Annotated in this window: 24 protein-coding genes, 1 other RNA gene and 2 pseudogenes; 14 read left to right on the top strand and 13 right to left on the bottom strand. The window is 59.8% G+C overall.

Features of this window, described 5'->3' with window-relative positions:
• Nucleotides 1-14: 14 nt before the first annotated feature.
• From tnpB (CGA21_RS14325) to CGA21_RS30135, 5 genes and pseudogenes are all read right to left on the bottom strand, one after another.
• Entirely contained in the window at nt 15-374 is a 360-nt protein-coding gene (tnpB, locus tag CGA21_RS14325) for an IS66 family insertion sequence element accessory protein TnpB (RefSeq protein ID WP_223194134.1), read from the bottom strand.
• Between the two features lie 95 nt (nt 375-469).
• Nucleotides 470-681, bottom strand: a pseudogene (locus CGA21_RS14320) (IS66 family transposase); the annotation flags it as partial.
• A gap of 18 nt (nt 682-699) precedes the next feature.
• Nucleotides 700-1,062 carry an IS66 family insertion sequence element accessory protein TnpB gene (gene tnpB / locus CGA21_RS14315; protein ID WP_188264415.1) on the bottom strand — a complete coding sequence of 121 codons (363 nt, stop codon included), beginning with the start codon at nt 1,060-1,062 and terminating at the stop codon, nt 700-702.
• Nucleotides 1,063-1,105: 43 nt separating this feature from the next.
• A complete protein-coding gene (locus CGA21_RS30140; protein WP_262927132.1) occupies nt 1,106-1,414 on the bottom strand; it encodes a transposase in 309 nt (102 codons plus the stop codon).
• 237 nt (nt 1,415-1,651) lie between these two features.
• A complete protein-coding gene (locus tag CGA21_RS30135) occupies nt 1,652-1,918 on the bottom strand; it encodes a transposase (protein WP_262927131.1) in 267 nt (88 codons plus the stop codon).
• A gap of 299 nt (nt 1,919-2,217) precedes the next feature.
• On the opposite strand from CGA21_RS30135, the gene CGA21_RS30245 reads away from it, so the two are divergent.
• The 5 genes and pseudogenes from CGA21_RS30245 to fabF all read left to right on the top strand — a co-directional run bounded on the left by CGA21_RS30245 (nt 2,218) and on the right by fabF (nt 6,276).
• Nucleotides 2,218-3,036, top strand: a complete 819-nt coding sequence (locus CGA21_RS30245) for a 2OG-Fe(II) oxygenase (protein WP_188264414.1) — start codon at nt 2,218-2,220, stop codon at nt 3,034-3,036.
• Nucleotides 3,037-3,066: 30 nt separating this feature from the next.
• Nucleotides 3,067-3,489 (top strand): annotated as a pseudogene (locus CGA21_RS14300) (IS66 family transposase); the annotation flags it as partial.
• Between the two features lie 140 nt (nt 3,490-3,629).
• Nucleotides 3,630-3,965: a ComEA family DNA-binding protein gene (locus CGA21_RS14295; protein WP_188264413.1), complete on the top strand. Its 336-nt coding sequence runs from the start codon at nt 3,630-3,632 to the stop codon at nt 3,963-3,965.
• Nucleotides 3,966-4,175: 210 nt separating this feature from the next.
• The gene (locus CGA21_RS14290; protein ID WP_188264412.1) at nt 4,176-4,970 is read left to right on the top strand and encodes an SDR family NAD(P)-dependent oxidoreductase; all 795 of its coding nucleotides are present in this window, start codon (nt 4,176-4,178) and stop codon (nt 4,968-4,970) included.
• A gap of 31 nt (nt 4,971-5,001) precedes the next feature.
• On the top strand, nt 5,002-6,276 hold the full coding sequence (fabF, locus tag CGA21_RS14285) for a beta-ketoacyl-ACP synthase II (protein ID WP_188264411.1): 1,275 nt from the start codon (nt 5,002-5,004) through the stop codon (nt 6,274-6,276).
• Here fabF and CGA21_RS14280 read toward each other — a convergent pair.
• Nucleotides 6,273-6,830: a TetR/AcrR family transcriptional regulator gene (locus CGA21_RS14280; protein WP_188264410.1), complete on the bottom strand. Its 558-nt coding sequence runs from the start codon at nt 6,828-6,830 to the stop codon at nt 6,273-6,275. The genes fabF and CGA21_RS14280 overlap by 4 nt on opposite strands.
• Before the next feature lie 174 nt (nt 6,831-7,004).
• Here CGA21_RS14280 and CGA21_RS14275 point away from each other — a divergent pair, with 174 nt between their 5' ends.
• The 3 genes from CGA21_RS14275 to ffs all read left to right on the top strand — a co-directional run bounded on the left by CGA21_RS14275 (nt 7,005) and on the right by ffs (nt 8,970).
• The gene (locus tag CGA21_RS14275; protein ID WP_188264409.1) at nt 7,005-7,658 is read left to right on the top strand and encodes a GntR family transcriptional regulator; all 654 of its coding nucleotides are present in this window, start codon (nt 7,005-7,007) and stop codon (nt 7,656-7,658) included.
• 15 nt (nt 7,659-7,673) lie between these two features.
• Nucleotides 7,674-8,525 carry an urea carboxylase-associated family protein gene (locus CGA21_RS14270; protein ID WP_151141130.1) on the top strand — a complete coding sequence of 284 codons (852 nt, stop codon included), beginning with the start codon at nt 7,674-7,676 and terminating at the stop codon, nt 8,523-8,525.
• A 348-nt stretch (nt 8,526-8,873) separates the two neighbouring features.
• An RNA gene (ffs, locus tag CGA21_RS14265) (signal recognition particle sRNA small type) lies at nt 8,874-8,970 on the top strand.
• Between the two features lie 172 nt (nt 8,971-9,142).
• Here the strand turns inward: ffs and CGA21_RS14260 are convergent.
• Entirely contained in the window at nt 9,143-9,457 is a 315-nt protein-coding gene (locus CGA21_RS14260; protein ID WP_020800653.1) for a helix-turn-helix domain-containing protein, read from the bottom strand.
• Between the two features lie 280 nt (nt 9,458-9,737).
• Here CGA21_RS14260 and CGA21_RS14255 point away from each other — a divergent pair, with 280 nt between their 5' ends.
• Nucleotides 9,738-11,474, top strand: coding sequence for a putative bifunctional diguanylate cyclase/phosphodiesterase (locus tag CGA21_RS14255; RefSeq protein ID WP_188264408.1), 1,737 nt, complete (start codon nt 9,738-9,740; stop codon nt 11,472-11,474).
• Here the strand turns inward: CGA21_RS14255 and CGA21_RS14250 are convergent.
• Nucleotides 11,441-12,193 carry a substrate-binding periplasmic protein gene (locus CGA21_RS14250; RefSeq protein ID WP_188264407.1) on the bottom strand — a complete coding sequence of 251 codons (753 nt, stop codon included), beginning with the start codon at nt 12,191-12,193 and terminating at the stop codon, nt 11,441-11,443. The genes CGA21_RS14255 and CGA21_RS14250 overlap by 34 nt on opposite strands.
• Before the next feature lie 136 nt (nt 12,194-12,329).
• Between CGA21_RS14250 and dnaX the strand changes: the two genes are divergently transcribed.
• The 5 genes from dnaX to CGA21_RS14225 all read left to right on the top strand — a co-directional run bounded on the left by dnaX (nt 12,330) and on the right by CGA21_RS14225 (nt 18,147).
• On the top strand, nt 12,330-14,420 hold the full coding sequence (gene dnaX / locus CGA21_RS14245) for a DNA polymerase III subunit gamma/tau (RefSeq protein WP_188264406.1): 2,091 nt from the start codon (nt 12,330-12,332) through the stop codon (nt 14,418-14,420).
• Nucleotides 14,421-14,486: 66 nt separating this feature from the next.
• Nucleotides 14,487-14,825 (top strand): YbaB/EbfC family nucleoid-associated protein, encoded by a 339-nt coding sequence (locus CGA21_RS14240; protein WP_007933349.1) that lies wholly within the window; start codon nt 14,487-14,489, stop codon nt 14,823-14,825.
• A 275-nt stretch (nt 14,826-15,100) separates the two neighbouring features.
• A complete protein-coding gene (locus CGA21_RS14235; RefSeq protein ID WP_188264405.1) occupies nt 15,101-16,138 on the top strand; it encodes an NADP-dependent oxidoreductase in 1,038 nt (345 codons plus the stop codon).
• Between the two features lie 75 nt (nt 16,139-16,213).
• Nucleotides 16,214-16,816 carry a recombination mediator RecR gene (gene recR / locus CGA21_RS14230; protein WP_020800658.1) on the top strand — a complete coding sequence of 201 codons (603 nt, stop codon included), beginning with the start codon at nt 16,214-16,216 and terminating at the stop codon, nt 16,814-16,816.
• Between the two features lie 182 nt (nt 16,817-16,998).
• Complete coding sequence (locus CGA21_RS14225) at nt 16,999-18,147, top strand: acyl-CoA dehydrogenase family protein (protein ID WP_188264404.1); 1,149 nt, start codon at nt 16,999-17,001, stop codon at nt 18,145-18,147.
• A gap of 120 nt (nt 18,148-18,267) precedes the next feature.
• Here CGA21_RS14225 and CGA21_RS14220 read toward each other — a convergent pair whose 3' ends face one another.
• The 5 genes from CGA21_RS14220 to ccoS all read right to left on the bottom strand — a co-directional run bounded on the left by CGA21_RS14220 (nt 18,268) and on the right by ccoS (nt 22,175).
• Nucleotides 18,268-18,816 (bottom strand): adenine phosphoribosyltransferase, encoded by a 549-nt coding sequence (locus CGA21_RS14220; protein ID WP_008057870.1) that lies wholly within the window; start codon nt 18,814-18,816, stop codon nt 18,268-18,270.
• Nucleotides 18,817-18,893: 77 nt separating this feature from the next.
• Nucleotides 18,894-19,628, bottom strand: a complete 735-nt coding sequence (gene fnr, locus CGA21_RS14215) for a fumarate/nitrate reduction transcriptional regulator Fnr (protein ID WP_188264403.1) — start codon at nt 19,626-19,628, stop codon at nt 18,894-18,896.
• Nucleotides 19,629-19,720: 92 nt separating this feature from the next.
• On the bottom strand, nt 19,721-21,103 hold the full coding sequence (gene hemN / locus CGA21_RS14210; RefSeq protein WP_188264477.1) for an oxygen-independent coproporphyrinogen III oxidase: 1,383 nt from the start codon (nt 21,101-21,103) through the stop codon (nt 19,721-19,723).
• 177 nt (nt 21,104-21,280) lie between these two features.
• Complete coding sequence (locus CGA21_RS14205; protein WP_020800662.1) at nt 21,281-21,964, bottom strand: sulfite exporter TauE/SafE family protein; 684 nt, start codon at nt 21,962-21,964, stop codon at nt 21,281-21,283.
• Nucleotides 21,957-22,175, bottom strand: a complete 219-nt coding sequence (ccoS, locus tag CGA21_RS14200; protein WP_188264402.1) for a cbb3-type cytochrome oxidase assembly protein CcoS — start codon at nt 22,173-22,175, stop codon at nt 21,957-21,959. The genes CGA21_RS14205 and ccoS overlap by 8 nt, the downstream gene beginning before the upstream one ends.
• Nucleotides 22,176-22,183 lie beyond the last annotated feature (8 nt).

Here is a 22,183-nt window from a genome sequence, read left to right as displayed (position 1 = left end):
CGGATTATACCGGATCAGGCTACGTAGCGCAGGGTCAAAACCTGGTGAGGGCGGTTGCGCCACAGGTCAAAACCGTCGAGCAGCCAATTCAATTCCTGGACGGTCAGAACGATCACTTCATCGCTGAGATCAGGCGAAGTTTTGAATCGCTCGGACTCCAAGCGCTTAAGCCAAAGGCAGAAGCCGTTGCGCTCCCAATACAAAATCTTCACGCGGTTGCGGGGCTTGTTGAGAAAGACGAAGAGCACGGGATCGAACACCGCCACTTTTATGTCCAGCTCGACCAGCGCAGCGAGGCCATCAATGGACTTTCTGAAGTCCACGGGCTTGGGGTAGAGATAGACTTTTTCGACTTTGGCGTCGGGACGCATCATGGCGAGCTGGCTCCTGAGGTAATCGGGAGCACAGCATCCGGCATCAGCTAAGCGCTTTGAATGTGGGGTTCATGGAACGCTTACGGCTCTACGACGCTTTCTACTTCATTGAAGAGGGCCAGTTGCTGCGTTGCCGCATCAGCTGTTTGCTCGGACTTACGTCCGAACAGACGCTGAAGCAGGAGGGCATTCTGTTCTTCTAGCCGAACAATCTTTCCTTATCCAACTGACGCTCGTCCAGCATCTGCCCAAGCATTTGCTTGAGCAGAACGGGATCATCTGGAAGATTTTCGGGCAAGGAATTCATGCTCTGGATTATACCGAATCAGGCTACGAATCGCGGCGTCAAAACTTGACGAGGACGGTTGCGCCAAAGATCAAAACCATCGAGCTGCCAGTTCAGCTCCTGGACAGTCAGCACGATGGCTTCGTCGGTGTGATCGGGCGATGTTTTGAAGCGTTCGGATTCAAGGCGTTTGAGCCAAAGGCAAAAGCCGTTGCGTTCCCAATACAAAATTATCACTCCATTGCGGGGGTTTGTTGAAAAAGACGAAAAGCACCGGACCGAACACCGCCACTTTGATATCCAGCTCCACCAGTGGGCGGCTAGGCCGTCGATGGATTTTCGAAAGTCTACGGGTTTAGGGTAGAGGTAGATTTTTTCGACTTTTGTATCTGGGCGCATCATGGCCGCTGGCTTCTGAAAGAAATCGGGAGCACAGCATCAGGCATCAAATTGCGGCTTTGAATGTGGGGTTTGTGGAGCAGTTACTTTCGATCTTGCGTTTGGCTTTGTACAGGACGCTGCGCTTGCCCGGTTTCTGGTAGGTGCTGCGCCGTGCCGCGATCTGCCAGATGACCTCGCGACCTTCATGCTCGGGACGCTTCTCCACGCCGGTATAGCCGGCGTCGGCACAAACCACGTTTTCGTCGCAGTGCAACAGCTTATCTACCTGCGTGACATCGGCCACATTGGCCGCTGTGCCCACCACGCTATGCACCACCCCCGACTCGTCATCTACACCGATAGGGGCCTTCATGCCGAATACCATTGATTGCCTTTCTAGGCCTGGTGCATTTCCGGGGCGCGCTGCCGTCCTGGTTCTTGGTCGAACTCGGCGCATGAATCAGCGTGGCATCTACGATTCTGGTGCAACGACAAGCCGCGATCACCCAGATAACCATTGATCACGCCCAGAACCCCCGCCGCCAACTCGTGTTTTTTCAGCAGGCGACGGAAGTTGAGGATGGTGGTTTCGTCGGGAACGCGCCCAGGCTCAGCCCAGTAAACTGACGCAGAATAGTCGTCTCGTACAGTGCCTCTTCCTCATTGGATCGCTGTAGCCGAACCAGTTTTGCATCAGATGGACACGTAGCATAGCCATCAGTGGATACGCCGGACGATCACCATCACCCTTTGGGTAGTGCCGCTCGATCAAAGTAATCAAACCCTTCCATGGCACCGCCCGATCCATCTCGATCAGGAATAACTCTTTACGGGTCTGCTTGCGTTTGCCAGCGTACTCGGCATCGGCGTAAGTCATTTGCGTCATCGGAAAACCCGGCGGGTGGAGTCTGGGTATTTTGCCAAAATCAGGGAGTTTTCTCAGAGCTCCCAAGGGCAGACATCCGCTCGCGACAGGACCACGTTGAGCACGTTTGAGCGCGATTAATGAGCAAAAGCCACGCAAAAGTACACGCCCCGTTGCTAAAACGAAGCTTCTCGCTATTTATATTTGACAATTTTTGATGAGGATTGCCATCATTCATCGCGAATAGTAGGCCCTACACACATCCCAAATACTGGCCAGGCTGATAACAAGTCCGTCAGTTAGGAGTCGAAGTGAACGTCAAAGAAATAACAGCCCTCATTGTCGATCGCCTTGAGGACTATCGGGAAGATATCTTGGACCAATGGAACAACCCACAAGGAACCCATACTCGTCATTTCGTTATCGACGGTCTTCTGCCTGAAGAAATAGCCCGAGCCATCTATGCCGCCTACCCGCGAAACGCCGACGGCTTCCTGGATCAGCAGTCGTTCCGCGAGAAGAAGAAAACTCTAGCGAATTTAGCAGACCGCCCGCAAATCCTACGTGAAATTACTTACGCCATGCAGAGCACCGAGGTTGTTGGCAAAGTGGCTGAACTGTTAGGCGTGGCTAGCATCGTTCCGGATCCGTCTCTCTATGCCGGCGGTCTATCGATGATGTTCAAGGAGAACTTCCTAAACCCGCATATCGATAACAGCCACGACGGCGGTCGCGGCCTATACCGGCGGCTGAACCTTCTTTATTACGTCACCCCGGACTGGAAACTGGAGAATGGAGGTAACTTTGAGCTGTGGGACAGCAAGGTAAAAAAGCAGAAAACCATCGTCTCAAAATTCAACCGTTTGGTGGTAATGGAAACCAACCGCGATTCGTGGCATTCCGTGAGCAAAGTTGTTGTCGAAACTCCGCGCTGCTGCGTATCTAACTACTACTTCTCGAAGATTTCTCCGGACGATGACGACTACTTCCATGTGACGTCATTCAGTGGCAGGCCTGAGGAGCCAGGCAAACGGCTATTGGGAGTAGTCGATAATCACTTTCGCAACACCATATCGAAGGTGCTGCAAGTCCGCCGCGGCAAAGCCCTAGATGGGAATGAGAAAGATTGATCGCCGCTTTCGCTGCTACGATGTACATGTCAAAACAGTCTGCCTCTGCTGGCGCAGTTACACGCCTGGTTGGAGAAAACGCAGCCTCAAGTGACGGCGCAAAACGCGCTGGGAAAAGCCATCAGTTATCTGGCCAGCAACTGGGACAAACTTGTGCGCTACACCGAAGCTGGCTTTTTGCCGATCGACAACAATGCGGCAGAGCTTGCGATCAGGCACTTCGTGATCGGGCGCAAGAACTGGCTGTTCAGCGACACGCCCGAAGGTGCGACGGCCAGCGCTCAACTTTACAGTTTGGTCTAGACGGCTAAAGCCAACGGCCAAGAGCCCTATGCGTGGCTGCGCCACGCACTTGAACCGTTGCCACAAACCGCCGCAATAGAAGACTTCGAAGCCTTGCTGTCGTGGAACTGCACACCGCGAATACCAAGACAGCTATACGCCCACTTTTAAAATATGGGGTTCATTGATCCGCATACAATTGTTTAACATCCCGCAACAGACACATTTTTGACACCCTCCCCACATCGCCTAACTTGAGGAAGCAGCTGCGGAAAAGCTGCTTCCCCAACCGATGTCATGGAGCGTCACTTATGCGTACAGGCTATTTCTACTCCCTGGTTTTTGCCCTGCTCACCAGTGCTTCTATCACCGCCAATGCAGCGCCTGCGGGCAAGCCGGAGGCATCCAAGGCTCCGGTGGCTATGGAGGCTTCGGCGGGTGTGCAATCAGGCAAGGTGAATCTCAATAAGGCTGATGCGCCGACCTTGCAGCGTGAGTTGTCCGGTGTGGGGGAGGCCAAGGCCAAGGCGATTGTTGCGTATCGTGAAGCTAATGGGCCGTTTGCCTCCACCGAGGAGTTGCTCGAGGTGAAGGGGTTCGGCAAGGCGCTCCTGGATAAGAATCGCGAGAAGCTTCAGGTGAACTAAGCTTGTAAATCTGCGTTTGAAGGCCGGTCATTGACCGGCCTTTTTGCCATCTGGCGGAGGGTGAGCGGTTTTGCCTTTCGTCGCCGAGCAAAAAATTACGACTATCATATGATGCTTAAATTATGGCTATAATAAATACGATTTCCATGTCGGCGCGCTGACAACCTTGGCGCGTATCTTTTCCTCTGGCATCTCCCAGGAGCATTCATCATGACTTCCATCCAGTCCCAAGGCACAGCCCTCGTCACCGGCGCTTCCTCCGGCATCGGTGCGGTCTACGCGCAGCGTTTGGCTGCGCGTGGTTTTGATTTGTTGTTGGTCGCCCGTGATCAAGGTCGGCTTGAAGCGGCGGCGAGTGCGTTGCGTGATGCCCATGGTGTTCAGGTTGAGGTGTTGAAGGCGGATTTGACGCAGAAGGATGACGTGCTAAAGCTTGAGCAGCGTCTGCGCAGTGATTCGAGTATCAGTCTGTTGCTGAACAATGCGGGGATAGCGGCGGATGGGTTGTTGGCCAATGCCGATCTGGACCAGCTGGAGCGCATGATTCAGTTGAATATCACGGCGGTCACGCGTTTGGCGTCGGCAGCGGCGGCGAGTTTTGCCAAGTCGGGTCGGGGCACGATTATCAATATTGCATCGGTGGTGGCGTTGTTTCCCGAGCGGTTTAATGCGACGTACAGCGCGAGCAAGGCTTATGTGTTGAGTTTGACCCAGTCGTTGAACGCCGAACTCGACGGCACCGGTGTCAAGGTCCAGGCTGTGTTGCCAGGGGTTACTCGCACGGAGATCTGGGAGCGTTCGGGTATCGATGCTTCGCAGATTCCGGAGGATATGGTGATGGAGGCGGGGGAGATGGTCGATGCGGCGCTGGCGGGGCTGGATCAGGGTGAGTTGGTGACCATTCCTTCGTTGCCGGATGCTGGCGACTGGGATGCATTTGTGGCGGCGCGTCTGGTCATGGCGCCTAATCTTTCCAAAAGCAAGGCGGCTGCGCGTTACAAATGACGCGGGCGAACCGGTGTGAGGTGGTGGCGGTATGAGTGATCGTCGAGTGGTAGTGACAGGCATGGGGCTGGTGTCTCCGCTGGGTAGCGGCGTGGAGGCGGTCTGGGCGCGCTTGTTGGCTGGACGTTCCGGGTTGCGCAATTTGCCGGATGAGGTGGTGGCGGATCTGCCGGCCAAGGTCGGCGGGGCGGTGCAAACCGTTGCGCAGGACCCGGAGGCGGGTTTTGATCCGGATCGGGCAACGGCGCCCAAAGAACAGAAGAAGATGGATCGGTTCATCCTGTTTGCCATGGAGGCGGCGCGTCAGGCGATCGAGCAGGCGGGGTGGCAGGCACAAACAGCGCAGGCCCAGGAGCGTACGGCAACCATCATTGGGTCCGGCGTGGGTGGTTTCGGGGCGATTGCCGATGCGGTGCGTACCACGGACAGCCGTGGGCCGCGACGTTTGTCGCCGTTCACCATTCCTTCGTTCCTGGTCAATCTGGCGGCGGGGCATGTGTCGATCGAGCATGGCTTCAAGGGCCCGCTGGGCGCGCCGGTCACGGCCTGTGCGGCCGGCGTCCAGGCGATTGGCGATGCGGTGCGATTGATTCGTAGCGGCGAGGCGGATATTGCAGTGTGTGGAGGTGCGGAGGCGGCGATCGATCGGGTCAGTCTTGCCGGCTTTGCGGCGGCGCGTGCCTTGTCCAGCGCTTTCAACGACACCCCGGAGCGCGCTTCGCGTCCGTTCGATCGCGACCGCGACGGCTTTGTCATGGGGGAAGGGGCCGGCCTGCTGGTGGTCGAATCCCTGGAGCATGCCTTGGCCCGTGGTGCTCAACCCCTGGCAGAGGTGGTCGGTTATGGCACGACTGCCGACGCCTATCACCTGACCGCGGGACCTGAGGATGGCAGCGGCGCACGCCGGGCCATGTCATTGGCATTGGCTCAGGCCGGGGTTTTACCGGAGCAGGTCCAGCATCTGAATGCGCACGCCACTTCGACACCCGTGGGCGACCTGGGGGAGTTGGCAGCCATCAAGGCGCTGTTCGGTTCGCAAAACGGCATTGCAGTGACCTCGACCAAATCGGCCACCGGGCACTTGCTCGGTGCTGCTGGCGGGATCGAAGCCATTTTCACTTTGCTGGCGATCCGGGACCAGATCGTGCCGGCGACCCTTAATCTCGACAATCCGGACCCGGCCAGCGAGGGCGTGGACATTGTCCGCGGCCAGGCGCGACCCATGGCGATCGAGTACGCGCTGTCCAACGGGTTCGGGTTTGGCGGGGTGAATGCCAGCGTGCTATTCAAGCGCTGGGTTGGCTAGTTGTCAGGCTGAATAAGGTGGGTGCGTGTCACCTCGAGGATCTCGGCAGCCAGCTCGGGGTTCTCGACGCTGCGCGATAGCAGCAGCGCGCCGATCAGAGTGGACATGATGACAATGCTGCGTCGCTCAATGTTTTCGCCCTCGAGGGTGCCCTGGATCTGGCGAAGTCGCGCATGAAGCACCGCGTCTGATGTAGGGCTTGGCTGGCCGCGCATGCCGAGTTCCGAGGATATGGTTGGCAGTGGGCAGCCTTCGTGGGGCGAGGTCTGGTGCCATTCAGACAGGTAGGCGTTGATGAATGCCTCCAGCGGGCGGTCCTGGGAAAACAGCTCGGCGCAGATGACGTCCACTTGCTCCCCGGCGGCCTGCAGCGCTTTTTCCACCAGTTCGTCCTTGGACTTGAAGTGTGAATAAAAGCCCCCGTGGGTCAAGCCCAGCGCCTTCATCAGTGGTTGCAGGCCGGTCGCGCCGATGCCGTCACGGCGAAAGCGCACGGAAGCTTCCTTGATGATGCGTTGGTGTGTCTGGGCTTTATGGTCCTGCGAATAACGCATCTGATCTCTCCACATCAATGCGCCATATTAACCAATGAAAATTGGATGGTGACTGTACTTCTATTTCTAAAAAGCATGCAGATGCGTCGAACTTGATCGAACCCCAATGAAATATGGCACGAATAGTGATTACTCATTCACCAACGATTGTTGAACAATCCGGGGGTAGTGAGGATGAACAGCGGGCTGTCATTGGCCGATCAGATCACACTGGAGTTACGCGGCGACATCATTGGTGGGCGATTGCTACCGGGCATGTCCCTGGTGGAAAGCGACCTGGTGTGCGCCTATAACGCTTCACGCAACACCATTCGGGAAGCCTTGCACCGCTTGGGGCAGGAGGGCTTGACCCGCTATGTGCGCAACAAGGGAGTCATGGTGCGCCGGCTGGGGATTGAGGATGTGCGGGACCTGTTCCGGGTTCGCCGCACGCTCGAGTTGCAGGCCATCAGTGCCAGCCGGCCCCTGCGCGAGTATGAGTCCGACCGCATGCTCGAGGCCCTGGAAGCCGCCGAGTTGGCCCGGGAGCGCGAGGATTGGCGCGCCGTCGGCACCCATGGCCTGGCCTTTCACCAACACATTGTCGGGTTGATGCGCAGTCCTTTGTTTGACGCGTTCTTCACCAACGTCGTCGCGCAATTGCGCCTGGTGTTCTGCAGCGCCCCCGATGAAGCACGTTTCCAGGCGCCCTGGCTGGCTCGCGATCGGCAAATCCATGAGTTGCTCGCCGAGGGCGACAAGCGTGGCGCCGAAGACGCCATGTGCCTGTATCTCGATGATTCCGAACATCTGCTGTCGCAATTGTTTGCCACTGCTTCCCATCAATGATCGAGGGTGTGTGCCATGTACAAAGACTATCCGGCGGCTTATCAAGTCAGCAAAGGTTCGGCCTTACAGGTGGACAAGGCTTTCTACGAGCGGGTTCGCGACGCGAAGGACGGACGTACCCTGATTGAGTCATTCGAAGTGCCGATCCGCACCGGCCGTGCCTGGACGGTGCCGGCCGGGCACGTGTTTCGCGTGACCACGCCGGTCGGGCCGCAGGTGGGGGATTTCAATGTCTGGAACGCCAACGATCCACGCGAGCGCTTATGGGCGGCGCGGACCCGGCAGTTGCAGGGCGCGCACGTCAGCACCCACGACAGGCTCTGGTCGAACCTGCCATTCCTGCGGCCGCTGGTGACCATCACCGATGACAGCCTCGCCGCGTACGGTATCGACGAACACGGCGGGCGCCTGCACGACTTGCTGGGTACCCGCTGCGATCCGTACGTGAACAAGATGCTCACCGGCGAGGACTTTCACCATCACTGTCATTCCAACCTGACCCGTGCGGTACTGCCTCACGGCCTGACCGAATTCGACGTGCATGACGTGCTGAATATTTTCCAGTGCACGGGGCTGAACCACGACGATATGTATTTCATGAAGGCCTGTCCGGCGCAGAAGGGCGATTACCTGGAGTTCTTTGCCGAAATCGATCTGCTCTGCGCGCTGTCGACCTGCCCCGGAGGTGATTTGTCGCTGGCCATGTGGGGACCGGATGCGCAGGACCCGCTCAGCGTGTGCCGGCCGTTAGGGGTGGAGGTGTATCGACTGGATGATGCGTTGCTTGAGGGTTGGAGTCAGCCGGAGCGTGCGGCGTACCAGGGGTTGCATGGGTTGCAGATTGCCAAGGCCGATTGGGAATTGTAGATAGGCGAATCACGCAAGAGTACCGCGCCCTGTAGGAGCGAGCATGCTCCGGGCGGCATTCCGACGAAAAACCTGAGAGCACCGCGGGGTGCCAGACTCCCCGCGTCATCGTTGACCTCCATCGCGAGCATGCTCGCTCCTACAGGCTCTTTCGGTGTCTCGCTGTAAAAGCGAAACCCTATGTGGCTGTTACCGCAGGAATGGATATGTACGCCGTCAAGCTTTTCAAGCCCCTTGCATGTCCTTGACCCAGCTCATTTTTTTTAATCCACTCGAACGGTTGTAACTTCGTCCCAGATAGGTACAATGGCGCGGCTCGCCGTCAGGTGAGCGTCGTTATGGTGACCCCATCGGTCCCCCCGCAACGATCAGCCGTGAACCCGGTCAGGCCTGGAAGGGAGCAGCCGCAGCGGTGACATTGTGTGCCGGGGTGTGGCTGGTGGGGTTACCACCTTAACGAACCGCGAGACCCTCTCTCGCGTAATCAATCAAACCTGTTTCCTGTACTGCCATGGCGCCTGTCCATTGCGTATTTTTGTCGTCTGCGATTTGGTGGCGACATGGAAAAGGAGCTCGACCTGTCGGGCGCGACACGTCGATCACCGTTCTTGCTGGCTCTAAGGCTTGGACAAGGCCTGGTCAACCGCTGCAATCAGCTTTCCCAGATCCTTTGGGGGGGCTTTATGTATGACATCGAACAGGTACGCCCGTTGTTCGTCCTCGTCACCAGGGTCGGCGAAAAAGGCTTTCAGCTTCACCCCCAGCACATTGGCAAACATGAACAGTGCGTCCACGCTGGGGGTATAGGTACCGGTTTCGAAGCGGCTGATGGTTTTGGGGTCAAAACCGGTTCTTTCGCCAAGTTCAGCCTGAGTAAGCCCCGCGACCTTGCGGTACCGCCGGATGGCTGGACCCAAACTTGAAATGTGCATCGCTCAATTCCCATTTAGAATCAAGAACTTAACGATAGATTTTGCATTAGACAACTGCATGATCCATCACCTTGCTTTGCAAAATGTGATGCATTTCGTAGAATCGCCGCCCAAAAGCGGTATTGAGTGAGCTTGTTTCAGATTATGGAACGATGTGAAAAAGCCACTATTGCGCGTTCACGCAAGGCGCCGAGAGCCATTTGAAGCCTTGCCGAATATTACCAGCATCGGTGTTGCTGCCTTGAACGGGTTCCACCGCCGGCGACAACGAGCCTGACTCATGGATGAGAAATACCGCAGGGCGGTGGATGCCGCCGCGATTTTTTCCGAGACCGACCTGGGCGGCCGGATCACCCACGTCAATGATCAGTTTTGCGCAGTGTCCGGCTACAGCCGCGAAGAGTTGCTTGGGCAAAATCATCGCATGCTCAACTCTGGCATGCACGCCACTGACTTCTTCGTCGACATGTGGCGCACCATCTCCCGGGGTCAAATCTGGAAGGGCGAGATCTGCAATCGTGCCAAGGATGGCAGCCTGTATTGGGTCGAAAGCACCATGGTGCCGGTGATCGAGACTGCCACCGGGCGGGTAGAGCGGTATCTGTCGATTCGCTTTGACATCAGCGAAAAACGCCAGCTCCTGCATTCCCTGCAATGGCGGGTCGGTCATGACGTGCTGACCGGGCTGCCCAATCGTGCATTTCTCTCGGATCTGCTCGATCAGGCGTTGGAGTTCTCCCGGCAGGAGAGCATTCCGTTGGCGGTGTGCATGCTCGATCTCGACGGCTTCAAGGCGATCAATGACGGCTACGGGCACGCCACCGGCGATCTGTTGCTGGTGGAGGTGGCCAAGCGCCTGCGCAACGTCGTGCGTGGCGAGGATGTGGTCGCGCGGCTGGCCGGCGACGAGTTCGTCCTGGTGTTGCGCTACGTCCATGACTTGCCGAAATTGCGGGCCGCGCTGAACCGGATACTGGGGGCGATATCGGCACCGTACTCACTGCACGGCAAGGACATCAATGTGTTTGCCAGCATTGGCGTCACGCTGTTCCCTTACGATAACGAAGATGCCGGGACCTTGCTGCGTCATGCCGATCAGGCCATGTACGTGGCCAAGCAGAGCGGTCGCAAGCGCTTTCATTTATTCGACGTGAGCCGCGACCGCGAAGTCAAGGCCACTCACGAGACGGTCGAGCGGGTGCGTCAGGCGCTGGATGCCGGGGAGCTGCGCCTGCAGTTCCAGCCCAAGGTCAACATGCGCCGTGGCCAAGTCGTTGGCTTCGCGGCAGTGTTACGCTGGGAGCACCCGCAAATCGGCTTGGTGCCTGCCCGGGATTTTTTGCCTCAGGTGGAGGAGACGGACCTGATCATCGATATCGGTGAGTGGGTGCTGGACCGGGTGTTGGCGCAGCTGGATCAATGGCGCCAGGCCGGGCATGACTGGCCGGTGAGCATCAATATCGCGGCGCGGCATTTTCAGCGGGCGGATTTCGTCGAGCGCCTCAAAAACCTGTTGGCGCGGCACGAGCGAGTCGCCCCGCAGCGGCTTGACCTGGAAATCGTCGAGTCGGTCGCGGTCGAGAACATCCAGCATGTCAGTGCCTGTTTACGGGCTTGCCAGGCGTTGGGGGTGCAGTTTTCGCTGGGGGATTTCGGCACCGGCTACTCATCCCTGAGTCACCTCAAACGTCTGCGCACCCAGACCATCAAGATCGACAAGTCCTTTGTGCGCGACATTCTTCATGATGGCGATGACCTGGCATTGACCACGGCCGTGATCGGCCTGGCCCGGGCATTTGGCCGCCAGGTGATCGCCGAGGGGCTGGAAAGTATCGAGCACGGTGAGTTGCTGTTGCGCCTGGGGTGCGAGGTGGCCCAGGGCGATTTCATTGCGCAGCCGATGCCTGCCGACGACGTGCCGGGCTGGGTCGCGGGTTTTGTCGCACCGGCGCAATGGCAGGCGGCAGATCCCACCGCACAAGGTCATGGCCTGGGTTCAGTCTTGCCTCCGACATAAAGGGCAATGATGTCATCGATCTCGCCAGACATCTTCATGCGCAGCAGGGTGCGTAGAATGCGCTGCACCGGCACCTTGGGGTCGTTGCGCACGTAGCAGCCGACGCGTTGCTCCTGCAGGAGCGCCACGCTTTGCAGTTGCTGCTGCGGCAACAGACGCTGGTTGAACCAGTCAAGGGTCCATTGGTTGCTGACCGCATAGCGGTTGCGCCCGGCATGCAGCTTCTCCAGCACCTGTTCCTGGTTGCGGGCATCGTCGCGATACAGCCGGTTGGCGTCGAACAGGGGTTGCAGGGTTGGGTAGCTGTAGCCCAGGACCGTCCCGATCGATTGATGGGGCAAGTGTGTCGGCGTGACGGAGGTGATCGCATCGGGACGGCTGACCAGCAAGTCGGGTTGAGTCCAGAGCGGAATGCTCCAGATATAGTCGCCGGACTGGTTTGGCGTCCAGGACTGCGCGGCGTAGCAGCGTATGTCGACCTCGCCCGTTTCCATGGCGTTTTGCACCCGGCCGCGGGGCAATACGTGGAACTGCGCCGGCACGCCGACCTGGGTCGCGAGGCTGAGCATCACGTCATACAGGATGCCCGGGGTCGGCCGGCCACGTTCAAGTTGCACCATCGGCATCGCCCAGCTGTCAGGCACCACGAAGCGCAACGGCGCATCAGCGGCCGCCCCGTCCAGGCTTAACAACAGCAGTGCCCCCCAGGCTAACCGCATAAACGCTCCGCTAACTTTTGACGCAAAAAGCCCGCAAAATGCAGCTTAGCCAGATTAGACGAGCGCACCGGATGCAATTTGTGCCTTGCTCCGCTAGCATTAGCCGCTTCTGCTTCCTTCGCTGCGACGGTTTTCGATGAGTTATCAGGTTCTTGCACGTAAATGGCGTCCGCGCTCGTTCCGCGAAATGGTCGGCCAGACCCATGTGCTCAAGGCTCTGATCAATGCCTTGGACAGCCAGCGGCTGCACCACGCCTACCTGTTTACCGGTACGCGAGGGGTCGGCAAGACCACTATCGCGCGGATCATAGCCAAATGCCTGAACTGTGAAACGGGTATCACTTCAACGCCCTGTGGCGAGTGTTCGGTATGCCGCGAGATCGATGAAGGCCGCTTCGTCGACCTGATCGAGATCGACGCCGCCAGCCGCACCAAGGTCGAAGACACCCGCGAGTTGCTCGACAACGTGCAGTACGCCCCCAGCCGCGGGCGTTTCAAGGTCTACCTGATCGACGAAGTGCACATGCTCTCCAGCCATTCTTTCAATGCGCTGCTGAAAACCCTCGAAGAGCCGCCACCCTACGTCAAGTTCATCCTGGCCACCACTGATCCGCAGAAACTTCCTGCAACGATTCTTTCGCGTTGCCTGCAGTTCTCCTTGAAGAACATGACCCCGGAACGGGTCGTCGAGCATTTGAGCCACGTGCTGAGTGTCGAGAACGTGCCGTTCGAAGACGACGCACTGTGGTTGCTCGGTCGCGCCGCCGACGGTTCGATGCGCGATGCCATGAGCCTCACCGACCAGGCGATTGCCTTCGGTGAAGGCAAGGTCATGGCCGCGGACGTTCGGGCGATGCTCGGCACCCTTGATCACGGCCAGGTGTATGACGTCCTGCATGCGCTGATCGAGGGCGACGCCAAGGCCCTGCTCGAAGCGGTCCGCCACCTGGCTGAACAAGGCCCGGACTGGAACGGCGTGCTCTCGGAAATCCTCAATGTGCTGCACCGGGTTGCCATTGCCCAGGCCTTGCCGGAAGGCGTCGACAACGGTCATGGCGACCGAGACCGGGTGCTGGCCCTGGCCCATGCGTTGCCGGCCGAAGACGTGCAGTTCTATTACCAGATGGGCCTGATCGGCCGCCGCGACCTGCCGCTGGCGCCGGATCCCCGCGGCGGCTTTGAAATGGTGCTGTTGCGCATGCTGGCATTCCGGCCCGCCGACACCACGGACGCGCCGAGGCAACCGCTAAAGCCAGTGGGGATCAGCCAGGCCACGGTTGATTCCGCCAAATCAGTGGCTGCCACGCCGGTCGTAGCAAAGGTCGTCGCTGCACCCGTTGCACCTGTCGCGGCGGTGCCTGCGACTCCTGCGCCGGTCGTTGCCGTACCTGAGCCTCAGCCTCAGCCTCAGCCTCAGCCTCAGCCTCAGCCTCAGCCGGTGGTCGAGGCGGTCGTGGTCGAGGAAGTGGTCGACCTGCCATGGAACGACCCGGTCGAGCCAGAAGCCGTTCAACAGCCAGCTGTCGAGCCGGTGCTGGAAACCGCCAGCGAGCAGCCTGAGTTGCCGCCCATGCCGTTGCCGACCCCGGACAGCGTGGTACCGGACGCGCCGGAGTGGGCCGCCGCGCCCATTCCGGAACCGACGGTGGCGCAAGTCGATGCCGCTACCCCGGGCATGGACCTGGATGACGAGCCGCCGCTGGACGAAGACTATATCGAGCCAGACATGGACTCGGCCTACAGCTACCTCGACGAACTGGCCAGCGAACACACCGCCGAGCCTGCCGCGGAGCCAGAGCCTGAGCCCGCCGCAGCGCCGGCCACGGGCCTGGCCCTGCAATGGCTGGAGCTGTTCCCGAACCTGCCGATTTCCGGCATGACTGGCAGCATCGCCGCCAACTGCACGCTGGTCGCGGTCGATGGCGACAATTGGTTGTTGCACCTGGACCCGGCCCACAGCGCCTTGTTCAACGCCACTCAACAACGTCGTCTCAACGAAGCGTTGAACCAGTACCACGGGCGGACCCTGACCCTGACCATGGAGCTGATCAAGCCCGAGCAGGAAACCCCGGCCCAGGCGGCGTCCCGTCGGCGTGCCGACCGTCAGCGCGAGGCCGAGGAGTCGATCCACGGTGATCCGTTCATCCAGCAAATGATGCAGCAGTTCGGTGCGGTGATCCGTAACGATACTATTGAACCTGTCGAGGCCCTGGCCAGTCAGGGCTAATAACTGAAGGCGCTCGCCCGCACGGGTTGGGCGTCGTTTAATCCAAGTACTTTTGAGGTGATTCCCATGATGAAAGGTGGCATGGCCGGCCTGATGAAGCAGGCGCAGCAGATGCAGGAAAAAATGGCCAAGATGCAGGAAGAGCTGGCCAACGCCGAAGTCACCGGTAAAGCCGGTGGCGACATGGTCACCGTGGTGATGACCGGTCGTCACGACGTCAAGCGCGTGACCATCGACCCAAGCCTGGTCGAAGGCCTGAGCGAAGATGACAAGGAAATGCTCGAAGCGGTGTTCGCCGCGGCCGTCAACGACGCCGTGCGCAAGATCGAAGCCAACAGCCAGGACAAAATGGGCAGCATGACCGCTGGCATGCAACTGCCACCGGGCATGAAACTGCCATTCTGATTCGCCTTTGCGCGTTGGATGAGCTACAAAAAATGCCAGGCATCGCGCCTGGCATTTTTGTTTCCGCCCCACAATGATCGTTCCCACGCGCCGCAAAGGAATGCCTAAAGGGATGCTCCGCGTTCCAGCTTCAGAAAGGGACGCGGAGCGTCCCGGGCTGCATTCCTTTGGTGCGCGTGGGAACGATCAGGGCGGGACAGAAACATCGAACGCCAAACCCTCACAACGGTCTGCTCCCTATACCCCCGAATTCATCGATCACAGGAGACGCTGACATGTCCGACCCCACGACCCTCAACCAACGTATCGTCCTGGCCTCGCGCCCTGTCGGCGCACCGACGCCGGAGAACTTCCGGATGGAGCGGGTCGCGCTGCCCGACCTGGCCGAGGGCCAGGTGCTGCTCAAGACCCTCTATTTGTCGCTGGACCCCTACATGCGCGGGCGCATGAGTGACGCGCCGTCTTATGCCGCGCCGGTGGAAATCGGCGAAGTGATGACCGGTGGTGCTGTCAGCCGGGTTGAGCGTTCTCTGCATCCCAAGTTCCACGAAGGCGACCTGGTGGTCGGTGCCACGGGATGGCAAAGCCACAGCATCAATGACGGTCGCAGCATCATTCCAGTGCCCTCGGGCCTGCCCAGCCCCTCCATGGCCCTGGGCGTGCTGGGCATGCCGGGCATGACCGCCTACATGGGCTTGATGGACATCGGCCAGCCCAAGGAAGGCGAGACCCTGGTGGTCGCGGCGGCCTCTGGCGCCGTCGGTTCGGTGGTGGGCCAGGTGGCGAAGATCAAGGGCCTGCGCGTGGTCGGCGTGGCGGGCGGGGCGGAAAAATGTCGTTATGTCATCGAGGAATTGGGCTTTGATGCCTGCATCGACCACAAGAGCCCGGATTTCGTCGACGAGCTTGCCCAGGCGTGCCCCAAAGGTATCGACATCTACTATGAGAATGTCGGTGGCAAGGTGTTCGACGCCGTGTTGCCGTTGCTCAACCCCAAGGCGCGGATTCCGCTCTGTGGCCTGATTGCTTCCTACAACGCGAGCGAAGCACCGAGCGGCCCGGATCGCCTGCCGCTATTGCAGCGCACGCTGTTGACCAAGCGTGTGCGAATCCAGGGCTTTATCGTGTTCGACGACTACGGTGACCGTCAGCCGGAGTTCATCAGCGCGATGGCGCCGTGGGTACGTGATGGCAAGGTGAAGTTTCGCGAAGACGTAGTCGATGGCCTGGAGCAGGCGCCCGAGGCGTTCATCGGGCTGCTGGAGGGGCGCAACTTTGGCAAGCTGGTGGTGCGGGTCGCGCCCAACGAGTAAATGATGCTGTGAATTGACGCTCAACAGAGGCGCGGGTATAAACCGCGTCTCGTTGTTTTCGTCGGACTTTTCCCCATGAGCTTCAGCCCTTTGATTCGCCAACTGATCGACGCCCTGCGAGTTTTGCCAGGTGTGGGTCAGAAAACCGCCCAGCGCATGGCGCTGCAGTTGCTCGAGCGTGATCGCAGTGGCGGCTCGCGCCTGGCACTGGCCCTGAACCAGGCCATGGATGGGGTCGGTCACTGCCGTCAGTGCCGCACACTGACCGAAGACGACCTTTGCCCACAATGCGCCGATACCCGCCGTGACGACACCTTGCTGTGCGTTGTGGAAGGGCCGATGGATGTCTATGCCGTTGAGCAGACCGGTTACCGTGGCCGCTACTTCGTGCTCAAGGGGCATCTTTCGCCGCTTGACGGGCTGGGGCCGGAGGCCATCGGCATCCCGCAATTGATGGCGCGGATCGAGGAGGCGGGCACCTTTACCGAAGTCATCCTCGCCACCAACCCGACCGTGGAAGGCGAGGCGACTGCGCACTACATCGCCCAATTGCTCAGCAGCAAAGGCCTGATCGCTTCGCGCATCGCCCATGGCGTGCCGCTGGGCGGCGAGCTGGAGTTGGTGGATGGCGGGACGCTGGCGCATTCGTTTGCGGGGCGTAAGCCGATTTCCCTCTAAGTTGTGTGGTGGTTTTACTGACGCCTTCGCGAGCAGGCTCGCTCCCACAGGGGCTGCGCTGAGCCTGTAGGAGCCGGCTTGCTGGCGATCCAGGCGACTTGGTCGAACTGATTCACTCATTCCTGTTGAAAACCAAGCAAGCGCTCGGTTAACTTCGCTGAACCCTTCAGTGGAGCTCGCCCATGCCTGCCTTTGAGGAATACTTCGACCCCAGCCACCAAATGGTCCGCGACAGCGTCAGGCGCTTCGTCCAGCGCGAGATTCTTCCGGACATTGACCAATGGGAAGAAGCCGAAAGCTTTCCCCGCGAGCTTTATCTGAAGGCCGGTGCGGCGGGGATTCTCGGCATTGGTTACCCGCAAAGCCTGGGCGGCAGTCACGAAGGGGATGTATTCGCCAAGATCGCCGCCACCGAAGAGCTGATGCGCTGTGGCTCGGGTGGCCTGGTGGCGGGGCTGGGCTCCCTGGACATCGGCCTGCCGCCGATAGTCAAGTGGGCCAGGCCTTGCGTGCGTGATCGGGTGGTGCCGCAGGTGTTGTCCGGCGAGAAAATCAGCGCCCTGGCCGTCACCGAGCCCGGCGGCGGTTCCGACGTCGCCAACCTGCAAACCCGCGCCGTGCGTGAGGGCGACGTCTACCGGGTCAACGGCAGTAAAACCTTCATCACCAGCGGCGTACGGGCGGACTACTACACCGTCGCGGTGCGCACCGGTGAACCGGGCTTCGCCGGCATCAGCCTGTTGTTGATCGAGAAGGGCACCCCGGGTTTCACCGTGAGTCGGCAATTGAAGAAAATGGGCTGGTGGGCGTCGGACACGGCCGAATTGTTCTTCGACAATTGCCCAGTGCCTGTAGGTAATCTGATCGGCGGCGAAAACATGGGTTTCGCCTGCATCATGGGCAATTTCCAGAACGAACGCCTGGCGCTGGCCTTGATGGCCAACATGACCGCGCAGCTTGCCCTGGAGGAGAGCCTTGAGTGGGCGCGTGAGCGTGAAGCCTTTGGCAAGCCGATCGGCAAGTTCCAGGTGATCAAGCATCGCCTGGCGGAGATGGCCACAGCCCTCGAAGTCTCACGGGAGTTCACCTACCGGCAGGCGGCGAAAATGGCGGCGGGCAAGAGCGTGATCAAGGAAATTTCCATGGCCAAGAACTTTGCCACGGACACGGCGGACCGGATTACCCACGATGCCGTGCAGATACTCGGCGGCCAGGGTTACATGCGTGAGAGCCTGGTGGAGCGGCTGTACCGGGATAACCGGATTCTGTCGATTGGCGGCGGGACGCGGGAAGTGATGAACGAGATCATCAGCAAGCAGATGGGGCTTTGAGTTTTGCTGTGCCGCATCCGACGCCTTCGCGAGCAAGCCCGCTCCCACATTGGTTTTGTGCACGCCGCAGATTCAATGTGGGAGCGGGCTTGCTCGCGAAGAGGCCCTGGCAGGCGATAATTATTTATCGGAAAGGGCAAACTGCGTCAGGCAAAACGTCGGAATCCCCATGTCTTCCAAACGCTGCGACCCACCCAGCTCGGGCAAGTCGATAATCGCCGCCGCTTCATGCACCCGCGCGCCCATGCGGCGAATCAGGTTTGCCGCCGCAATCAGGGTACCGCCGGTAGCGATCAGGTCATCGAACATCACCACCGAATCGCCTTCGCACAGGCTGTCGGCGTGCACTTCAAGAAACGCTTCGCCGTACTCGGTCGCATAGCCTTCTGCCAGGACGTCGGCCGGCAACTTGCCTTGCTTGCGAAACAGCACCAGCGGCTTGTTCAACTGATAAGCCAGCACTGAGCCGATCAGGAAACCCCGGGCATCCATGGCGCCAATGTGGGTGAAGTCCGCCTCGACATAACGGTGGGCGAAGCTGTCCATCACCAGGCGCAGGGCCGTGGGCGACTGGAAGAGCGGGGTGATGTCGCGAAAGATCACACCGGGCTTCGGAAAGTCGATCACGGGGCGGATGAGGGATTTGATGTCGAAGGAGTCGAAGACCATCGAAGGTGTCCTGGCAGGCTGCAAACGACACAGTATAAAGGCGGCTGAACCGTTTCGCTAAGCCGCGATCCACCGAATCAGCCTTCGAGGGAGCCACCGGCCAGGGCGCACAGCTGGATCGGGTCGAGGATGCGGATTTCCTTGCCCTCGGCGGCGATCAGTTCGTTCTGTTGGAAGCGCGTGAACACCCGCGACACGGTTTCCACCGCCAGGCCCAGGTAATTGCCGATTTCGTTGCGCGACATGCTCAAGCGGAACTGATTGGCCGAGAAGCCGCGGGCACGGAAGCGTGCCGACAGATTGACGAGGAAGGTGGCGATGCGCTCGTCGGCGGTCTTTTTCGACAGCAGCAACATCATTTGCTGGTCGTCACGGATCTCGCGGCTCATCACGCGCATCAGCTGGCGGCGCAACTGCGGCAGTTGCAGGGCCAGTTCGTCGAGACGTTCGAAAGGGATTTCACACACCGAGGTGGTTTCCAGCGCTTGCGCCGACACAGGGTGTTTTTCGGTGTCCATGCCCGACAGCCCGACCAGTTCGCTCGGCAAATGGAAGCCAGTGAGCTGTTCTTCGCCGGCATCGCTCAGGTTGAAGGTTTTCAGGGCGCCGGAGCGCACGGCGTAAACCGAGTCGAACTGGTCGCCCTGGCGGAACAGAAACTCACCCTTTTTCAGCGGGCGGCCTCGTTTGACGATTTTGTCCAGCGCATCCATATCTTCCAGATTCAGAGAAAGTGGCAAACACAGCGGGGCCAGGCTGCAATCCTTGCAGTGGGCCTGAGTGTGAGCGCGCAGTTTTACTGGCTCGGACATTTCTTCAATCCTTGTGGGAAAACACACATAAGACGTAAGGGTAACCCACTGCAGGACATTGAAGCCAGCGCACGGCGGATTTGTCGCAGGGTCTAGATCACTCGGGAGAACCGTTGGCGATTGTGTTGTTCCAGGTAGGCGTCAAATACCATGCACACCGAGCGAACCAGCAAGCGACCTGCCGGCAGTACAGTGATGCGTTCGCTGTCCAGCTCAATCAGGCCATCTTTGGCCATGCCCTGCAATTGCGGCCAAAGTTCGCCGAAATAGCCTTGAAAATCTATGTTGAAGGCGCGTTCGATCTGGACGAGCTCGAGGCTCAAGTTGCAGATCAACTGCTGGATTACCGCCCGCCGCACGCGGTCATCGGCATTGCACAGCAGGCCGCGGCTGGTGGCCAGCTGCGCCGACGCCAAGGCGTTCTGATACTGGTTGAGGTCGCTGTTGTTTTGGCAGTACAGGTCGCCGATCTGGCTGATTGCCGACACGCCGAGGCCTATCAAGTCGCAATGCCCGTGGGTGGTGTAGCCCTGGAAGTTGCGCTGCAGGGTCGATTCTTCCTGGGCGATCGCCAGCTCATCGTCGGCTAGCGCGAAGTGGTCCATGCCGATGTAGCGGTAGCCAGCAGTGGTCAACTGTTCGATGGTGCGCTGCAGCATTTCCAGCTTTTGTGCTGGCGTCGGTAACTCGTTACTGTTGATACGCCGTTGCGGCATGAAGCGTTCCGGCAGGTGCGCATAGTTGAACACCGAGAGCCGGTCCGGTTGCAGGTTGATGACTTCGTCGACGGTGCGGGCGAAGTTTTCCGGGGTCTGCTTGGGCAGCCCGTAGATCAGGTCGATGTTGATCGAGCGAAACTGCAGTGTCCGGGCGGCGTCGATGACTGCGCGGGTTTCCTCCAGGCTCTGCAGGCGATTGACCGCGCGCTGTACGGCCGGGTCAAGGTCCTGCAGGCCGATGCTGACCCGATTGAAACCCAGTTCGCGCAGCAGGCCCATGGTCGACCAGTCGGCTTCGCGAGGGTCGATTTCGATGCCGTAGTCACCGCTATCGTCATCGAGCAGATTGAAATGTTTGCGCAGGTGCGCCATCAGCTGGCGCAGTTCGTCGTGGCTGAGAAAGGTCGGCGTGCCGCCGCCAAAATGCAGTTGCTCGACTTTCTGTGCGGGGTCGAGGTGGCAGGCGATCAGCTGGATTTCCTGTTCCAGGCGCTGCAGGTAAGGCAGCGCCCGGCCGCGATCCTTGGTGATCACCTTGTTGCAGGCGCAGTAGTAGCAAATGTTCGCGCAAAACGGCACGTGCACATACAGCGACAACGGGCGCACGGCCTTGCGGCTGTCGCGCAGGGCATGCAGCAGGTCGAACGGGCTGATCTGGCTGTGGAATTGCACCGCGGTCGGGTAGGAGGTATAGCGCGGTCCCGCCAGGTCATAACGGCGGATCAGATCGGTGTCCCAACGAATGGCGTCGAGCATCATGCGGGCAATTCCCCGGATAGGCTGGCAGTGTTGGCGAGTCTAGGGGATGGGGCGTTTGGGGATCTTGATTTGCGTCAAAGGGGATCAAGATCAAAAGATCGCAGCCTGCGGCAGCTCCTACAGGGGAATTGCGTAACACCTGTAGGAGCTGCCGCAGGCTGCGATCTTTTGCTTTTAATGCCCCATGAGCCAATGTTGATGCGGCCCCGGCAGGGTCCAGATGCCGAACAACATCACCAGCAACCCGCCTGCCATGCGCACGCTGCGTTTGCGCAACAACGCCGTCACCCGTTCGGCCGCCAGTCCCGTGGCGAGCAGTACCGGCCAGGTGCCCAGTCCGAACGCCAGCATCAGCAACGCGCTGTCCAGCGCATTGCCTTGGCTGGCCGACCACAGCAGGGTGCTGTAGACCAGCCCGCAAGGCAGCCAGCCCCAAAGCCCGCCCAGCAGCAACGCCCGGGGCAGGCTCGACACTGGCAACAGTCGGTTGGCGACCGGCTGGATATGCCGCCACAGGCCGCGACCGAGGCTTTCGATGCGGGTCAGTCCGCTCCACCAGCCGGCAAGGTACAGGCCCATGGCGATCAGCAGCAAGCCCGCGAGCACGCGCATGAACATCGCCGCCGGGCTGTTGGCCACCGCCCAGCCGGCCAGGCCGATCAGCAGGCCGGCGGTGGCATAGCTGAGGATGCGCCCCAGGTTGTAGGCCAGCAGCAGGCGAAAGCGGCGACTGCGTTGTTCCTTCGGGATGGCCAGTGTCAATGCGCCCATCAAGCCGCCGCACATGCCCAGGCAATGACCGCCACCGAGCAGACCGAGGATGACCGCCGATACCAGCAGCGGCGCCAAATCAAGCATGGGGCGGCGCCTTGTCGTCGGGTTTGGGCGGGTGGCCGCTGGCCTCGTCGACCGCCGCAGTGTGGTTCGGGTCCTGGTCGTCAAACAGGATGCTGTGGGCCGGGCCGTCGAGGTCGTCGTACTGACCGCTGTCGACGGCCCAGAAGAAGATGAAGACAGCGATGGCCACGATCAACAGCGCGGCCGGAATCATCACGTAGAGAGCTGGCATCTGGACTC

It is taken from the genome of Pseudomonas sp. PSB11, from assembly GCF_014596605.1.
Taxonomy (GTDB): domain Bacteria; phylum Pseudomonadota; class Gammaproteobacteria; order Pseudomonadales; family Pseudomonadaceae; genus Aquipseudomonas; species Aquipseudomonas umsongensis.
The sequence above is the reverse complement of the archived record's forward strand: the minus strand, read 5'-3'. Positions and strand labels throughout refer to the sequence as shown.

Bases quoted from the DNA above. Each gene is read 5' to 3' on its own strand.
- CGA21_RS14280 (WP_188264410.1), bottom strand. From the start codon at position 6,830: ATGCGTTATTCGCAGGACCATAAAGCCCAGACACACCAACGCATCATC.
- fnr (WP_188264403.1), bottom strand. From the start codon at position 19,628: ATGTCCGAGCCAGTAAAACTGCGCGCTCACACTCAGGCCCACTGCAAG.
- recR (WP_020800658.1), top strand. From the start codon at position 16,214: ATGAGCTTCAGCCCTTTGATTCGCCAACTGATCGACGCCCTGCGAGTT.
- CGA21_RS14240 (WP_007933349.1), top strand. From the start codon at position 14,487: ATGATGAAAGGTGGCATGGCCGGCCTGATGAAGCAGGCGCAGCAGATG.
- CGA21_RS14270 (WP_151141130.1), top strand. From the start codon at position 7,674: ATGTACAAAGACTATCCGGCGGCTTATCAAGTCAGCAAAGGTTCGGCC.
- ccoS (WP_188264402.1), bottom strand. From the start codon at position 22,175: ATGCCAGCTCTCTACGTGATGATTCCGGCCGCGCTGTTGATCGTGGCC.
- fabF (WP_188264411.1), top strand. From the start codon at position 5,002: ATGAGTGATCGTCGAGTGGTAGTGACAGGCATGGGGCTGGTGTCTCCG.
- dnaX (WP_188264406.1), top strand. From the start codon at position 12,330: ATGAGTTATCAGGTTCTTGCACGTAAATGGCGTCCGCGCTCGTTCCGC.
- tnpB (WP_188264415.1), bottom strand. From the start codon at position 1,062: ATGATGCGCCCAGATACAAAAGTCGAAAAAATCTACCTCTACCCTAAA.
- CGA21_RS14260 (WP_020800653.1), bottom strand. From the start codon at position 9,457: ATGCACATTTCAAGTTTGGGTCCAGCCATCCGGCGGTACCGCAAGGTC.
- CGA21_RS30140 (WP_262927132.1), bottom strand. From the start codon at position 1,414: ATGAAGGCCCCTATCGGTGTAGATGACGAGTCGGGGGTGGTGCATAGC.
- CGA21_RS14255 (WP_188264408.1), top strand. From the start codon at position 9,738: ATGGATGAGAAATACCGCAGGGCGGTGGATGCCGCCGCGATTTTTTCC.
- CGA21_RS14275 (WP_188264409.1), top strand. From the start codon at position 7,005: ATGAACAGCGGGCTGTCATTGGCCGATCAGATCACACTGGAGTTACGC.
- CGA21_RS14250 (WP_188264407.1), bottom strand. From the start codon at position 12,193: ATGCGGTTAGCCTGGGGGGCACTGCTGTTGTTAAGCCTGGACGGGGCG.
- CGA21_RS14295 (WP_188264413.1), top strand. From the start codon at position 3,630: ATGCGTACAGGCTATTTCTACTCCCTGGTTTTTGCCCTGCTCACCAGT.
- CGA21_RS14205 (WP_020800662.1), bottom strand. From the start codon at position 21,964: ATGCTTGATTTGGCGCCGCTGCTGGTATCGGCGGTCATCCTCGGTCTG.
- CGA21_RS14235 (WP_188264405.1), top strand. From the start codon at position 15,101: ATGTCCGACCCCACGACCCTCAACCAACGTATCGTCCTGGCCTCGCGC.
- CGA21_RS14290 (WP_188264412.1), top strand. From the start codon at position 4,176: ATGACTTCCATCCAGTCCCAAGGCACAGCCCTCGTCACCGGCGCTTCC.
- hemN (WP_188264477.1), bottom strand. From the start codon at position 21,103: ATGCTCGACGCCATTCGTTGGGACACCGATCTGATCCGCCGTTATGAC.
- CGA21_RS14220 (WP_008057870.1), bottom strand. From the start codon at position 18,816: ATGGTCTTCGACTCCTTCGACATCAAATCCCTCATCCGCCCCGTGATC.
- CGA21_RS14225 (WP_188264404.1), top strand. From the start codon at position 16,999: ATGCCTGCCTTTGAGGAATACTTCGACCCCAGCCACCAAATGGTCCGC.
- CGA21_RS30135 (WP_262927131.1), bottom strand. From the start codon at position 1,918: ATGACTTACGCCGATGCCGAGTACGCTGGCAAACGCAAGCAGACCCGT.
- tnpB (WP_223194134.1), bottom strand. From the start codon at position 374: ATGATGCGTCCCGACGCCAAAGTCGAAAAAGTCTATCTCTACCCCAAG.